The sequence below is a fragment of the Streptomyces venezuelae genome, assembly GCF_008642275.1.
Classification (GTDB): Bacteria; Actinomycetota; Actinomycetes; order Streptomycetales; family Streptomycetaceae; genus Streptomyces; species Streptomyces venezuelae_E.
Map to the genome: position 1 here is coordinate 1,911,365 of NZ_CP029189.1, position 14,285 is coordinate 1,925,649.

15 protein-coding genes and 1 tRNA gene are annotated in these 14,285 nt (G+C 67.8%); 9 read left to right on the top strand and 7 right to left on the bottom strand.

Going from position 1 to position 14,285, the window contains the following annotated elements; genetic code table 11:
• Positions 1-2: 2 nt before the first annotated feature.
• Positions 3-1,070, top strand: a complete 1,068-nt coding sequence (locus DEJ51_RS08000; protein ID WP_150261756.1) for an ABC transporter ATP-binding protein — start codon at positions 3-5, stop codon at positions 1,068-1,070.
• Positions 1,067-1,783, top strand: a complete 717-nt coding sequence (locus tag DEJ51_RS08005; RefSeq protein WP_150256967.1) for an ABC transporter ATP-binding protein — start codon at positions 1,067-1,069, stop codon at positions 1,781-1,783. The genes DEJ51_RS08000 and DEJ51_RS08005 overlap by 4 nt, the downstream gene beginning before the upstream one ends.
• A 68-nt stretch (positions 1,784-1,851) precedes the next feature.
• Here DEJ51_RS08005 and DEJ51_RS08010 read toward each other — a convergent pair whose 3' ends face one another.
• On the bottom strand, positions 1,852-2,505 hold the full coding sequence (locus DEJ51_RS08010) for an ANTAR domain-containing response regulator (RefSeq protein ID WP_030762326.1): 654 nt from the start codon (positions 2,503-2,505) through the stop codon (positions 1,852-1,854).
• Positions 2,506-2,604: 99 nt separating this feature from the next.
• Between DEJ51_RS08010 and DEJ51_RS08015 the strand changes: the two genes are divergently transcribed.
• Positions 2,605-2,679: transfer RNA gene (locus tag DEJ51_RS08015), tRNA-Leu, on the top strand.
• A 110-nt stretch (positions 2,680-2,789) separates the two neighbouring features.
• Positions 2,790-3,536, top strand: coding sequence for a helix-turn-helix domain-containing protein (locus DEJ51_RS08020; RefSeq protein WP_150256968.1), 747 nt, complete (start codon positions 2,790-2,792; stop codon positions 3,534-3,536).
• Here DEJ51_RS08020 and DEJ51_RS08025 read toward each other — a convergent pair.
• On the bottom strand, positions 3,533-4,690 hold the full coding sequence (locus tag DEJ51_RS08025; protein WP_150256969.1) for an FAD-dependent monooxygenase: 1,158 nt from the start codon (positions 4,688-4,690) through the stop codon (positions 3,533-3,535). The two genes, DEJ51_RS08020 and DEJ51_RS08025, sit on opposite strands and share 4 nt — an antisense overlap.
• A 72-nt stretch (positions 4,691-4,762) precedes the next feature.
• Between DEJ51_RS08025 and DEJ51_RS08030 the strand changes: the two genes are divergently transcribed.
• A complete protein-coding gene (locus tag DEJ51_RS08030; protein WP_150256970.1) occupies positions 4,763-5,338 on the top strand; it encodes a TetR/AcrR family transcriptional regulator in 576 nt (191 codons plus the stop codon).
• A 180-nt stretch (positions 5,339-5,518) separates the two neighbouring features.
• Here the strand turns inward: DEJ51_RS08030 and DEJ51_RS08035 are convergent, their stop codons facing one another.
• The gene (locus tag DEJ51_RS08035; protein ID WP_150256971.1) at positions 5,519-5,968 is read right to left on the bottom strand and encodes a hypothetical protein; all 450 of its coding nucleotides are present in this window, start codon (positions 5,966-5,968) and stop codon (positions 5,519-5,521) included.
• Positions 5,969-6,225: 257 nt separating this feature from the next.
• Here DEJ51_RS08035 and DEJ51_RS08040 point away from each other — a divergent pair, with 257 nt between their 5' ends.
• Positions 6,226-6,672 (top strand): hypothetical protein, encoded by a 447-nt coding sequence (locus DEJ51_RS08040; protein ID WP_223835704.1) that lies wholly within the window; start codon positions 6,226-6,228, stop codon positions 6,670-6,672.
• 254 nt (positions 6,673-6,926) lie between these two features.
• Complete coding sequence (locus DEJ51_RS08045) at positions 6,927-7,718, top strand: class I SAM-dependent methyltransferase (RefSeq protein WP_150256973.1); 792 nt, start codon at positions 6,927-6,929, stop codon at positions 7,716-7,718.
• A gap of 83 nt (positions 7,719-7,801) precedes the next feature.
• On the opposite strand, the gene DEJ51_RS08050 is transcribed toward DEJ51_RS08045, so the two are convergent.
• A complete protein-coding gene (locus DEJ51_RS08050; RefSeq protein ID WP_150256974.1) occupies positions 7,802-8,260 on the bottom strand; it encodes a MarR family winged helix-turn-helix transcriptional regulator in 459 nt (152 codons plus the stop codon).
• 64 nt (positions 8,261-8,324) lie between these two features.
• Between DEJ51_RS08050 and DEJ51_RS08055 the strand changes: the two genes are divergently transcribed.
• The gene (locus tag DEJ51_RS08055) at positions 8,325-8,576 is read left to right on the top strand and encodes an EF-hand domain-containing protein (protein ID WP_150256975.1); all 252 of its coding nucleotides are present in this window, start codon (positions 8,325-8,327) and stop codon (positions 8,574-8,576) included.
• A gap of 73 nt (positions 8,577-8,649) precedes the next feature.
• On the opposite strand, the gene pyk is transcribed toward DEJ51_RS08055, so the two are convergent.
• Positions 8,650-10,077: a pyruvate kinase gene (gene pyk, locus DEJ51_RS08060; RefSeq protein ID WP_150256976.1), complete on the bottom strand. Its 1,428-nt coding sequence runs from the start codon at positions 10,075-10,077 to the stop codon at positions 8,650-8,652.
• Positions 10,078-10,222: 145 nt separating this feature from the next.
• Positions 10,223-10,924, bottom strand: a complete 702-nt coding sequence (locus DEJ51_RS08065; protein ID WP_150256977.1) for an SIMPL domain-containing protein — start codon at positions 10,922-10,924, stop codon at positions 10,223-10,225.
• A 127-nt stretch (positions 10,925-11,051) separates the two neighbouring features.
• Here DEJ51_RS08065 and DEJ51_RS08070 point away from each other — a divergent pair, with 127 nt between their 5' ends.
• Positions 11,052-12,860: a bifunctional metallophosphatase/5'-nucleotidase gene (locus tag DEJ51_RS08070; protein ID WP_150256978.1), complete on the top strand. Its 1,809-nt coding sequence runs from the start codon at positions 11,052-11,054 to the stop codon at positions 12,858-12,860.
• A gap of 136 nt (positions 12,861-12,996) precedes the next feature.
• On the opposite strand, the gene DEJ51_RS08075 is transcribed toward DEJ51_RS08070, so the two are convergent.
• On the bottom strand, positions 12,997-14,166 hold the full coding sequence (locus DEJ51_RS08075; RefSeq protein WP_150256979.1) for an ALF repeat-containing protein: 1,170 nt from the start codon (positions 14,164-14,166) through the stop codon (positions 12,997-12,999).
• Positions 14,167-14,285: the final 119 nt, after the last annotated feature.

Genomic DNA, 14,285 nt, shown 5'->3' on the forward strand with positions numbered 1-14,285 from the left:
ACATGACGACCACCACGGACACCACCACCACCACGAAGACCACGGTCCTCGAAGCCAAGGGCGTCACCATGCGCTTCGGCGGCCTCACCGCCGTCAAGGGCGTCGACCTCCAGGTCAACGCAGGCGAGATCGTCGGACTCATCGGCCCCAACGGCGCCGGCAAGACCACCTTCTTCAACTGCCTCACCGGGCTGTACGTCCCCAGCGAGGGATCCGTCAGCTACAAGGGCACCATCCTGCCTCCCAAGCCCCACAAGGTCACCGAGGCCGGCATCGCCCGCACCTTCCAGAACATCCGGCTCTTCCACAACATGACCGTGCTGGAAAACGTCCTCGTCGGACGCCACACCCGCACCAAGGAAGGGCTCTGGTCCGCACTCCTGCGCGGCCCCGGCTTCAAGAAGGCCGAAGCCGCCAGCGAAGCCCGCGCCATGGAACTCCTGGAGTTCATCGGCCTGGAGAACAAGGCCCAGCACCTGGCCAAGAACCTCCCCTACGGCGAACAGCGCAAGCTGGAAATCGCCCGCGCCCTCGCCAGCGACCCCGGCCTCATCCTCCTGGACGAGCCCACCGCCGGCATGAACCCGCAGGAAACCCGCGCAGCCGAAGAACTCATCTTCGCCATCCGCGACATGGGCATCGCCGTCCTCGTCATCGAGCACGACATGCGCTTCATCTTCAACCTCTGCGACCGCGTCGCCTGCCTCGTCCAGGGCGAAAAGCTCATCGAAGGCACCGCGTCCGAGGTCCAGGGCGACGAGCGCGTCATCGCCGCCTACCTCGGCGAGCCCTTCGAGGGCGACCCGGGCGCCGCCGAGGTCGCCGAAGTCGAGGCCGCCGAAGCCGCAGCCGAAACCGAAGCACCGGCGGAAGCCGCCGCCGAGACCGAGACCGAGACCGACACCGAGGCGGAAGCCGCCACCGAGACCGACGCCGAAACGGAGGCGGAGTCCACCACGGACACCGACACCGACGCGGACTCGGACTCGGATTCGGATTCGGGCACCGACGCGGACACCGCCACGGACAGCACCACCAGCACCACCAGCACGGAAGGAGAAGCCAAGTGACCGCACTGCTCAAGGTCGAAGACCTCAAGGTCGCCTACGGCAAGATCGAAGCCGTCAAGGGAATCTCCTTCGAAGTCAACGAAGGCGAAATCGTCTGCCTCGTCGGCACCAACGGCGCCGGCAAGACGACCACCCTCCGCACCCTCTCCGGGCTCATCAAGCCCAAGAGCGGCACCATCACCTTCGACGGCCAGCCCCTCGCCGCCGTCCCCGCCCACAAGATCGTCTCCCTGGGCCTCGCCCACTCCCCCGAGGGACGCCACATCTTCCCCCGGCTGACGATCGCCGAAAACCTCCAGCTCGGCGCCTTCCTGCGCACCGACAAGGACGGCATCGAGCAGGACGTCCAGCGCGCCTACGAGATGTTCCCCATCCTGGGCGAACGCCGCAAGCAGGCCGCCGGCACCCTCTCCGGCGGCGAGCAGCAGATGCTCGCCATGGGCCGCGCGCTCATGTCCCGCCCCAAGCTCCTGATGCTCGACGAGCCCTCCATGGGCCTGTCCCCGCTGATGATGCAGAAGATCATGGCGACCATCAAGGACCTCAAGGCCACGGGCATGACCATCCTGCTCGTCGAGCAGAACGCCCAGGCGGCGCTCTCGCTCTCCGACAGCGCGCACGTGATGGAGATCGGCAAGATCGTCCTCTCCGGCACCGGCCGCGACCTCCTCCACAACGAGGACGTCCGCAAGGCCTACCTCGGCGAAGACTGATCCGAGAACGTGCGAGGCCCGCCTCCCCTCGGGGGGAGGCGGGCCTCACGCATGTCCGGGAGCAGGACCTACTTGCCGCTCTCCTTCTTCTTCGCCTCGGCGTCCTCGATGACCACCTCGGCGACCTGCTGCATGGACATCCGACGGTCCATGGACGACTTCTGGATCCACCGGAAAGCGGCCGGCTCCGTCAACCCGTACTGCGTCTGCAGAATGCTCTTCGCCCGGTCCACCAGCTTGCGCGTCTCCAGCCGCTGCGAAAGGTCCTCGACCTCCTTCTCCAGCGCCCGCAGCTCCGCGAACCGGGACACGGCCATCTCGATGGCCGGCACCACGTCGCTCTTGCTGAACGGCTTCACCAGGTACGCCATCGCACCGGCGTCCCGCGCCCGCTCGACCAGGTCGCGCTGCGAGAACGCGGTCAGCATCAGCACGGGCGCGATGGACTCCTCCGCGATCTTCTCGGCCGCGGAGATCCCGTCCAGGACGGGCATCTTCACGTCGAGGATCACCAGGTCGGGCCGGTGCTCACGGGCGAGCTCGACGGCCGTCTGGCCGTCGCCGGCCTCGCCGACGACGGAGTAGCCCTCTTCTTCGAGCATCTCCTTGAGATCGAGACGGATGAGCGCCTCGTCCTCGGCGATGACGACGCGGGTCGTCAGCGGCGGAACGTGCGACTGGTCGGCGTCGGGCGTGGGCGTCGACTCGTGCTCGGCGGTCACGAAGGCTCCTCGTTGCGGGGCATAACAAGCTGCCCTGAGCCTACCTAGCTACGGTATGGTGGACACGCAGCGGGTCGGGGGAAACCTTCGATTCACTGGGCCCCGGTAGCCCAATTGGCAGCAGGCGATGGATTCAAAACCCATTCAGTGTCGGTTCGAGTCCGACCCGGGGCACTTTTCCTTCTTTTCCAAGGTCACGCGACAATCGCGTGACCTTCACTCGTTTCAGCGAAGCACACCAAAATGCGCCACGTGAGCGATTTACGCCCATCAGTGTCGACCGCATGTACGACCTGACCACCCGCAAGCAGGCCCTCCGTTTACTGGCCGACGGGCGCAGCATGAACTCCGTCAGCAAGGAAACGGGAATTTCCCGAGCCGCCATTCGCTCATGGACGGTGCGCATCGAACCGCTCCCCCGCCTGAACCAGGCGGCTCCCTGCACAACACCGACCGACCAGGCCGCCTATGCCTATCTCCTCGGGCTCTATCTCGGCGACGGCTGCATCAGCCCGCACCCCCGAGGGGGTCACTACCTCCGCATCGCCTGCGCGGACGCCTGGCCGGGGCTCATCGAGCAGTGCCATTCGGCAATCCTGGCCGTCCGCCCGAACGACAAGGTGTGCCTCGTGCAGCGGCAGGGCTGTGTCAACGTCACCAGCTACGGACGGCACTGGACATGCCTGTTCCCGCAGCACGGCCCCGGCCGGAAACACGAACGGCGGATCGTTCTCGAAGACTGGCAGCAGGAGGTCGTCGATGCCCATCCGTGGGCGTTCCTGCGGGGGCTGATCCATTCCGACGGGTGTCGGGTCACCAACTGGACCGTCCGCAACGGCAAGCGGTACGAGTACCCGCGGTACTTCTTCACCAACAAGTCCGACGACATCCGGAAGCTCTGTACCGACACGCTGACCAAGGTCGGGGTCCGGTGGACGGTGTTGGCGCGGGGCAGTGATCCGTTCAACGTGTCCGTCGCGCGGAAGGCCTGTGTCGCCCTCATGGACGCCCACATCGGGCCGAAGTACTAGGCGAGCCGTGGGGGTACCCAGGTGTGGTGGCGGAGGATCATGCGGGTCGCGGCGCGGGAGGGGGTCAGTCGCATGGCGGTGTTGCGGAGGGCGACGGCCATGGGGTGGGTGAGCTGCTGGCCCATGCGGCCGGCCTGGCGGGCGGCTCGTGCCACTGCTTGGGTGCGGGGGCGGCGTTCGGCGTCGTAGCGGGCGAGTGCGGCGGGGACGGTGGGCTCGGTGGCGAGGGCTGCGGCCAGGGTGACGGCGTCCTCCAGGGCTTGGCAGGCGCCCTGTCCGAGGTGGGGGGTCATGGCGTGTGCGGCGTCGCCGAGCAGGGCGATCGGGCCGATCACGTACGTGGGGAGGGGGGTGGGGAGTTCGTTGATGTCGTGGTGCAGGACGGCGTCGGGGTGGGTGGCGTCGAGGAGGGCGGGGATGGGGTCGTGCCAGGTGCGGAATCGTCGGCGTAGTTCGGTGAGGGGGTCGGTGAAGCGGGTTCGGGCGGGGAGGTCGAGGACGGCGTGCCATTCGGCTCGGCCGTCGGGGAAGGCGATGTGTCCGAATTCGGTTCCGTGGCCCCAGGTGAGTTCGAAGTCGGTGTGGAGGTCGACGGGGTGGTCGGTGATGGCGCGTAGGACGGTGGAGCCGGTGTAGGTGGGGTGGGGGTGGGTGGGGAAGAGGGTGTGGCGTGTGTGGCTGTTGATGCCGTCGGCTGCGATGACGAGGTCGGCGTCGAGGGTGGTGGTGCCGTGGGTGACGCGGGCGGTGGTCGGGCTGGTCTGTTCGATGGGGCCGGCTTCGGTGCCGGTGAGGAGCGTGTCGGTGGGGAGGTGTTCGCGCAGGAGTCGGTGGAGGGTGGTGCGGGGGATGCCGACGATGGGTGTGCCGACGGCTTCTTCGAGTGCGGCGCCGTTCATGTGGGTGAGCCAGGTGCCGTTGGGTGTGCGGGTGCCGCCGGTGTACTGGTTTCGGGAGGCTTCGCGTACGGCGTGGCCGATGCCGAGTTCGTCGAGTGCGTGGAGGCCGTTGGCGGCGAGGGAGATGCCGGCTCCGGCGTCTTCGAGGGTCGGGGAGCGTTCGATGACGGTGGCGTTCCATCCGATGCGGTGGAGTCCGATGGCGGTGGCGAGTCCGCCGATGCCGCCGCCGATCACTACGGCTGTCTTGCTCATGCTGAAACCCCCGTTCTTCTACACCTGTAGAAAGTGGAGGCTACCTGAGTCTCTACAGGTGTAGAAAGGGGTATGGCTTCGGATCGACGTACCTTGCTCGCGGACGCGGCTCTCGACGTGCTGGCGGACGAGGGGATGCGCGGGTTGACCCATCGGGCGGTCGACCGCAGGGCGGGCATGCCACCGGGTACGACGTCGGCGTACTTCCGGACCCGGGCGGCGCTGCTCACCGGGCTCGTCACGCGTCTGGTCCAGGTGGACCAGGAGGAGCTGCAGGTGACGGCGGAGGGGCTTCCGCCGCTGCGTACGGTCGGGGAGTTGGTGGACGGCATGGTGCTGCTCACCCGGCTGCGGTTGACGGGTGAGGGGCGTCGGCGCTCGTTGGCGCGGTATGCCTGTGCGGTCGAGAGCGTGCGTGATCCGGAGTTGCGGGAGATCCTCGTGCCCCGTGAGAACGCGGGGCGGGAGGCGGTCCGGCTGTTCCTCGCCGCGCGTGGCGTGCGGGACGTGGAGGATCGGACGCACACGCTGCTGACGTGTATCGACGGGCTGGTGTTCGATCGGTTGGTGAGCGGCGGTGAGGTGTCGCGTGAGGCGTTGGCCGGTCTGGTCGCCGCCGCTGTCCGTGGGGACGACTTGCCGGGGTGAGCACGTGTGCTCAGGTGCGGTGGGCGTGTTGGCCGGCGGTCGTTCCGGTGCCCGCGCGTTCTCGCTCCACGGCGGGCACGATGGTGCGGTGGAGTGGTCGGGGGTTGTGGTCACCTCGTACGGCAGGGGCCCGGGGGGTCGTTCTTCGCGTGCTCGTCGACACCCTTGGTGTCGAGGGGTTCACAGGTGCGTGGTGGTTCGGGTGGTCGGGTCGTAGGTGATCAGGGGTGGCAGTTGGTGGTGGCCGGTGACGGTTTCGGCGGTGAGGACGGCGGGGCGCTCGCATGCCGTGCCGAGTGCGGTCAGGAAGCGCAGTACGTCGGTGACGTGGGTGGCGTCCTCTATGCCGTCGGGCCAGAGGGAGAATTCGATGCCGTCGACCGGTAGGTGGCCCGAGAACCAGGTGTGGCCGTAGCGGACGCCGAGGGTTGCGGTGCTGCCGTCCTCGATGGTGGCGAACGGGTCGCTGGTGTCGTTCGGGTCGAGGTCCCGTCCCTCGGGGCCGTCGTACCAGGTGAGCTGGTCGGCGGTGTTGCGGAGGTGGCGCAGGACCTGGGGCCAGTGGGTGTCGTCGGTGTCGGCGACGGTGATGTCGCGGAGGCTTCCGTCGATGTAGAAGGTGTGGCACATCCAGGGGTCGGGGAGGTGGCAGGGGCCTGGGCGGTGTTCGCAGGTGTGTGGGGGCATCGGCCGGTCTCGGGTGTCGGTTGGTGGTGGGGGTCTCATTATGGTGTGGGGGTGGTGGGTGGGTGCGGCTTGGTGGGGTGGTTGTGGAGTCTCTTGCTGCTGCGGGTCTGCTGGTCGTGGAGGGGTGGAGTGAGCCGTGTGGGCTTGTTCCGCCGTTGGTGACGGGGCAGGCGCCGAGTTGTCCGCCGTCGGAGGGTCGTGTGGAGGCCTTTCTGGATTTCGACGATCCGCGGTTGCATGAGCGGGCGAACGGGGACTGGTATCGGCTGTCGGTTGAGGGAGGGTTGTTCTCCGGGTCCGATCGCAGGTTTCTGTTGCCGGGCGGTCTTGTGGGTGACGGTTCTCGGCAGTGGGTGTGTGTCGAGTTGCAGGATGAGTGGGACGTCATGGGTGAGGGTGCGCGTGGTCTGCTGGGTAGCGCTCACTGTCGTCCTGAGTTCCGGATGCTGTCGCTCGACGGGAGTGTGTTGGTTTTCGCGACGACGTGGCAGTACGGGCTGAGTACGTCTGTTCTGGCGGATCCGGGTCGTTCGCAGGTGCTGCGGCGTTTTGCGGAGTGGGTGGCGCTGGGTGCGATGGATGGGCCGGGTGGGGCGGATGGGGTGCCGGTGAGTGTGGCGGCTCGTCGCTGGCTCGACGGCTGCTAGTCCGCATCAGGCGTCGTTCGTGTGGGGTGCCTCTGGAAACCGGTCGAAGAAGTCCGGCGGGCGTGGCGGGGGACGGGCCCTTCCGGGCCCGGTGGGGGTGCTTGGGCGGGCATCGGGTCCGGGGGCCGAGTGGGTGTCTCCCGGTGTCCTCCGGGGTCTGCAGCGGGACCGGTCCGGGCGTCGTAGAACATCACCTGACCTGGCCTTTTGTTCTTCTGGCTTCTACGGTTGCACCGGGTCGGAAGGGGGGCCGGGTGGACCGGACCGTACGTACCGTCGAGGACGTTCTCGCGCTCTTGGACGGGCTGTTCGCATCTGAATCCGAGGCTGGTCGTTTGGCGACCGGTGACGGCAGGGACTTCTGGGATCGTTTTTATGCGGACCGGTCGAAGCCGGTCCCGTTCTTCGTGGCGAAGGCCGACGAGAATCTGGCCGCCTGTCTGGATCGGGGCCTGGTCGCTCCCGGTCGGGCGCTGGACCTGGGGTGTGGGGCGGGCCGCAACGCGCTGTTCCTCGCCTCGCGCGGGTTCGAGGTGGATGCGGTCGACCTCTCCCCCGTGGCCGTCGCGTGGGGCGAGGAGCGGGCTCGTGAGGCTGGTGTCGATGTCCGCTTCCTCTGTGGTGACGCTTTTGCTCTCCCCGCGACCGAGTTGAGGGGTCCGTACGACGTGGTCGTCGACTCGGGGTGCTTCCACCACTTGCCGCCGCACCGTCGGGTCGGTTATCTGGGTCTCCTCGACCGTGTCCTGGCGGTGGGCGGGCATCTCGCCCTCACCTGCTTCGCTGCCGGCGCGGGTGGGATGGGTTCGGAGCTGTCCGACGCCGACCTCTACCGTGAGCGCGAGTTGCGGGGTGGCCTCGCTTTCGAGCCCGAATCGCTGCGCTGGATCTTTTCCGACCTGGTGGAGGTCGAGTTGCGCCGGATGCGGGAGGAGCCGCCCGAGTCGGCATGGTTCGGTGTGCCGTTCCTGTGGGCGGCGTTGTTCCGTCGGGATGTGGCTTCTGCCGGGTCGGGCGATGTCGGCTGGGTGCGCGGTCTCGCGTAGGCGTTCGTCCTGGGGGTGCTTGTTCCGCCGGGGTTGGTTCGTGCCCAGGTCGTGGGCGGCGGACGGGTGGGGCGTCCCGTGTCTCAGGACGGGAGGTCGCCGTTGCCGCCGAGGTTGGCGACGAGGTGGCGGAGGGTGTTGATCGTGGCGGCGTATTCGGTGTCGTCGATGCCTTGGCGCATGCGGGTGTGGACGTGGGCGTTGCGGTCGTGTGCGCGGAGGCGGCCTGCTTCGCCGGCTTCCGTGAGGGTGAGGTGGTCGTCGGTCTCGGTGATCCAGCCGCGGGCGGTGAGGTCGGTGTAGAGGGCGTCGAAGTCGGTGTTCTGGTCGTCGAATGGGGTCAGTTTGGCGGTGAGTGCGGTGCGGGTCCATGTGCCGGGGGCGCGGGCTATGTGGTTCAGGGTCCACCAGTGGGGTTGGGTGAGTTGTTCTTCGGCGAGGGCGGTGCGGAGGCCGCCGATGATCAGGTTTGCTGCTTCGCGGGTCCAGTAGCCGATGGGCTGGGCGGCGAGTTGTTCCTGGGAGTACTGGTTGGTCGTCATGGTGCGACCGTAGGACCTCAGGTTAGGTTGAGGTCAAGGTTGTCTTTCGGTGAGGGAGTGCGTGATGAGTGAGAAGGCCCGGAAGCTGTTCGACGCGCTCGATCTGAACGAGGACGGGGAGCTGACGCGGGCGGAGGTGATCTCGGCTCTGCGTGCGAAGGGGCCGGCGTTGGCGGCGCGGGGGGATCTGCCGTTCTGGGGTGTGGGGGATGCGGTGGCGTCGTCGGCGTTGTTCGATGCTGCTGATGCGAACGGGGATGCGGTGTTGTCGTTCGAGGAGTTCGCGGCGGTGGTGGATCGGCGGTTCGGCTGGTAGGCGCGGGTGGGGCGGGGTGACCGCGTCGGGCGGTGGTGTGGCCCGACGCGGTGCGTCGTGTGTGTCGGGTGTGTCAGCGGACGGCGTCGCCGATGTGGTGGATGCGGACGAGGTTGGTGGATCCGGTGACGCCGGGGGGTGAGCCGGCGGTGATGACGACGGTGTCGCCGGGTACGCAGCGGCCGATGCGCAGGAGTTCTTCTTCGACCTGGGCGACCATGGCGTCGGTGGAGTCGACGTGGGGGCCGAGGAAGGTTTCGACGCCCCAGGTGAGGTTGAGCTGGGAGCGGGTGGCGGGGTCGGGGGTGAAGGCGAGGAGGGGGATGGGTGAGCGGTAGCGGGAGAGCCGGCGGACGGTGTCGCCGCTCTGGGTGAAGGCGACGAGGAATTTGGCGTCGAGGAAGTCGCCCATTTCGGCGGCTGCGCGGGCGACGGCTCCGCCTTGGGTGCGGGGTTTGTTGCGGTCGGTGAGTGGGGGGAGACCCTTGGCGAGGATGTCTTCTTCGGCGGCTTCGACGATGCGGGACATGGTGCGGACGGTTTCGATGGGGTATTTGCCGACGCTGGTTTCGCCGGAGAGCATGACGGCGTCGGTGCCGTCGATGATGGCGTTGGCGACGTCGCTGGCTTCGGCGCGGGTGGGGCGGGAGTTGTCGATCATCGAGTCGAGCATCTGGGTGGCGACGATGACGGGTTTGGCGTTGCGCTTGGCGAGTTTGATGGCGCGCTTTTGGACGATGGGGACTTGTTCGAGGGGCATTTCGACGCCGAGGTCGCCGCGGGCGACCATGATGCCGTCGAAGGCGGCGACGATGTCGTCGATGTTCTCGACGGCTTGAGGCTTTTCGACCTTGGCGATGACGGGGAGGCGTCGGCCTTCTTCGTCCATGATGCGGTGGACGTCTTCGATGTCGCGGCCGCTGCGGACGAAGGAGAGGGCGATGACGTCGGCGCCGGTGCGCAGGGCCCAGCGGAGGTCTTCGATGTCTTTTTCGGAGAGGGCTGGGACGGAGACGGCTACGCCGGGGAGGTTGAGGCCTTTGTGGTCGGAGACCATGCCGCCTTCGATGACGCGGGTGTGGACGCGGGGGCCGTCGACGGTGGTGACTTCGAGGGTGACGCGGCCGTCGTCGACGAGGATGAGTTCGCCGGGGGTGACGTCGGTGGCGAGGCCTTTGTAGGTGGTGCCGCAGGTGTGGCGGTCGCCGTGGTGGTCTTCGACGGTGATGGTGAATTCGTCGCCGCGTTCAAGGAGTACGGGGCCTTCGTGGAAGCGGCCGAGGCGGATCTTCGGGCCTTGAAGGTCGGCGAGGATGCCGACGCTGCGGCCGGTCTCGTCCGAGGCCTTGCGTACGCGTTGGTAGCGCTCCTCGTGTTCGGCTGTGGTGCCGTGGCTGAGGTTGAGGCGGGCGATGTCCATTCCGGCTTCGACCAGTGCTTTGATCTGGTCGTATGAGTCGGTTGCGGGGCCCAGGGTACATACGATTTTCGCTCGGCGCATGAGGCGAGCGTATTCCCCTACCTGTGGGTAGGTAATCGCTTCCGGGTGTCCACTCAACAACCTTTGAGCAAAAGCTTGTTGACAACTGTTGAATGTGCACGGGGGTGCTCCGATGAGCACCCCCGGGGTGGCTTTTGTGGGTTCTTCAGAGTTGTGGAGGGGTCATGGTGAAGCGGGCGTTCACTTGCGCGTAGACGGTCTGGCGCTGGGGTTCGAGGTCGAGGGGCGGGGGGCCGGTTTCCTCGGTGGCGCTGAAGGCCATGGTGCGCATGCCGGCGCCGGGGGCGGGGGCGAAGGGGGCGGCGTTCTCGGCTCCGAGGTCGGCGAGTTCGACGAGGGCGGCGAGGTTCGCGCCGAGGGCTTCGGCGTATTCGCGGGCGCGCTGGACGGCTTCGAGTACGGCTTGGCGGCGGGCTTGGCCGTGGGCGGGTGAGGTGGGGCGCAGGGCCCACCAGGGGCCGTCGACTTCGGTGAGTTCGAGGTCGGCGAGGCGGGTGGTGAGTTCGCCGAGGGTGGTGAAGTCGCTGAGTTCGGCGGTGATGTGGACGCGGCCGTGGTAGGCGCGGACGCGTTCGGCGCGGCCGTGGCGGGTGAGTTCGGGGGTGATGGAGAAGGCGCCGGTTTCGAGTTTTTCGACGGGGTCGCCGTAGCTCTTGATGAGGTCGAGGGCGGTGTTGTTGCGGCGGGTGAGGTCTTCGAGGGCGGTGCGGCGGTCGGTGCCGCGGGCGCTGACGGTGATTCCGATGCGGGCGATCTCGGGGTCGACTTCGATGCGGGCTTCGCCGCGGACTGCTACGCGGGGTACTTCGGGGGTTCCGTAGGGCTGGTGCGATGCGTCCTGGGTCATGGTTTCACTGTCGCACTGTCGCTCGTTCGGGTGCGGTCATCGGATCGAAACCTTGTGGGGGTGTTGCGGCTTGTTACTGGTGGGTCAGAATCTACGCGCGTTGTTCAGGCCTCAAAAGGGAGATGGCATGGCGTTCGACCGTAGGACTTTCCTGGGTAGCACGGCGGCGACGGGTGCGGCCGTGGCGTTGGCGGGGGCCACGAGCACCCCGGCTGCGGCGGCTCAGCAGGGTGCGGAGGGGCACGGGGCGCCGGCGCGGACGTACTCGTTCACGGTGATGGGTACGACCGACTTGCACGGGAACGTCTTCAACTGGGACTACTTCACGGACAAGGAGTTCGACGACAAGGCGCACAACGACGTCGGTCTGGCGAAGATCTCCACGCTGGTGGAGCAGGTGCGGGCGGAGAAGGGGCGGCGCAACACGCTGCTGATCGATGCCGGTGACACGATTCAGGGCACGCAGCTGTCGTACTACTACGCGAAGGTGGATCCGATCACGGCGCGGCGGGGTCCGGTGCACCCGATGGCGCAGGCGATGAACGCGATCGGTTATGACGCGGCGGCGCTGGGGAACCACGAGTTCAACTACGGCATACCGGTGCTGCGGAAGTTCGAGGAGCAGTGTGATTTCCCGCTGCTGGGGGCGAACGCGCTGGATGCGAAGACGCTGCGGCCGGCGTTCGCGCCGTACAGCATGCACAAGCTGCGGACTCCGTGCGGGCGTGATGTGAAGGTGGCGGTGCTGGGGCTGACGAACCCGGGTATCGCGTTGTGGGACAAGGCGAACGTGCAGGGGAAGATGACGTTCCCGGGGCTGGAGGAGCAGGCGGCGAAGTACGTGCCGAAGCTGCGGTCGATGGGTGCGGACGTGGTGATCGTGTCGGCGCATTCGGGGTCGAGCGGTACGTCGTCGTACGGTGACCAGCTGCCGTACGTGGAGAACGCGGCGGCGCTGGTGGCGGAGCAGGTGCCGGGGATCGACGCGATCCTGGTGGGTCACGCGCACACGGAGATCCCGGAGTACCGGGTGAAGAACAAGGCGACCGGCAAGGACGTGGTGCTGTCGGAGCCGCTGAAGTGGGGGCAGCGGCTGACGCTGTTCGATTTCGAGCTGACGTGGGCGAAGGGCCGCTGGTCGGTGGCGAAGGTCGCGGCGAAGGTGCTGAACTCGAACACGGTGGCGGAGGACAGGAAGATCACGCGGCTGCTGTCGGACGAGCACCGCAAGGTCGTGGCGTACGTGAACCAGGTGATCGGTACGTCGACGCAGGCGATGTCGTCGGCGGAGGGTCCGGTCAAGGACGTCGCGATCATCGATCTGATCAACCACGTGCAGGCGGAGACCGTGAAGGGGGCGCTGGCGGGTTCGGAGTGGGCGTCGCTGCCGGTGCTGTCGCAGGCGTCGTGTTTCTCGCGGACGGCGGCGATCCCGGCGGGCCAGGTGACGATCAAGGATGCGGCGGGTCTGTACCCGTTCGAGAACACGATGGAGGCGCGTCTGTTGACGGGCGCGCAGGTGAAGGACTATCTGGAGTACTCGGCGCGGTACTACGTGCAGACGGCGCCGGGTGTTCCGGTGGATCCGGCGAAGCTGACGAACTCCGAGGCGATTCCGGACTACAACTACGACGCGGTGTACGGGCTGGTGTACGACATCGACATCGCTCAGCCGGTGGGTTCGCGGATCACGGGGTTGTCGTTCCAGGGGAAGCCGGTGGATCCGGCGGCGCAGTTCGTGCTCGCGGTGAACAACTACCGGGCTTCGGGTGGCGGTAACTTCCCGCATGTTCCGCAGGCGAAGCAGCTGTGGGCGAATTCGGACGAGATCCGTAACACGATCATCCAGTGGGTGAAGGCGAAGGGGACGATCGACGCGGCGCAGTTCGCTTCGGTGGACTGGCGTCTGACGCGGGCCGGGGTGGCGGTGTTCTAGGCGGTCTCGTTCGGGTCCTGCCGGACCGGGTCGGATGCTCTGCAGGTCCGGCCTGGTCCGACCTGGTCCGGACCGGACCGGCGGGGGGCCGGCCGCGGTGCGCCGCGGCCGGCCCCTCCTGGTGGTGCGGGTGCGGTCAGCGTGCGGCGCCGGCGCGGCGCATGCGGGCGGCGAGGAGCAGTCCGGCTCCGGCGACGAGTGCGGTACCCGCGCCGCCGGCGATCATGGTGGTGTGGTCGTCCGCGCCGGTGGTGGCGAGGGGGGAGCCGTTGTGGCCCTGGCCGGTCACGGCGGTGTTGCCGGTCGTGACGGTGGTGGTGGTGCCTCCGGCGGCGGAGCCCGTTCCGGTGCCGGTGCCGGTGCCGGTGTTCTTGTCGGCTCCGTCCTTGCCGGGGGCGGGCTTGTCCTTGGCGGCCTGGTCCTTGGCTCGGGCCTCGTGCTGGCCCGTCTTGAGGAACGCGGTCCGGTCTGCGGGGGTGCCGGCGAGGGCGGCGCGGCCGGCCTTGACGAGTTCCGGGCCTCCGCCGTCGATGATCTTCGCGATGCTGACGCGGTTGTCCTGGTCGCGGAGCTCGTACTGGGTCACTTCCAGGAAGTGGCGCAGCTCGGCGGGGGTCGGCGATCCGTTCATGAGCTTGCCGATGGCTTCGGTCAGGATCGGGCCGTCCCAGGCCTCGTCGATGCGGGCGAGCTCGACGAGGTCGTCCTGGGCCTGGGCGAGGTGGCGGCCGGTCTTCAGGAACGCCGTGCGGTCGGCGGGGGTGCCCTTGAGTGCCTTCTTACCGGCTTCCTTCACGCCGGTGCCGCCGGTGCTGATGATCCGGGAGATCTCGACCTTGTTGTCGTCGTCGCGCAGCTCGTGCTGGGTCACCTCGTGGAAGTGGCGGAGCTGGTCGATGGTGGGCTTGCTGCTGAGGACCTTCTGGATGCCTTCCTTCAGGCCGGGTCCGGCGTCGGAGAGGAGGCGCAGGATCGCGATGCGGTAGTCGTCCATGCGGATGCCGTGCTGGTCGACTTCGATGAACTTGCGCATGGCCTTCGGGCCGTCGGCGACGGCCTTGCGGCCGGCTTCCTTCATGAACTCGCTGGCCATCGGGTGGGCGATGATCGCGAGGATGGTCTTGCGGTCCTCTTCGGCCTGGTCGGGCACGGTCTGGTCCGGCGTGGCCTGGTCCGGCGTGGTCGGTGCCGGGTGGTTGCCGGTGGCCGGGGCGTCGGGGCCGGCGGCGAACGCCGGTGACGCGATGAGGACGGCCGGAGCAAGGGCAGCGGTGGTGACTGCTGCGGCGATCCGGGAAAACTTCACAGACAAAACCCCCTGGAAACGTTTCTTCGACAGAAGAGACGTTCGGTCTGCGCAGATAGTTGTACCGGTAACGCTCCCGCCCCTTGTGGTGGTCCCGGGGGCGGCGGGGCGGGGCGGGG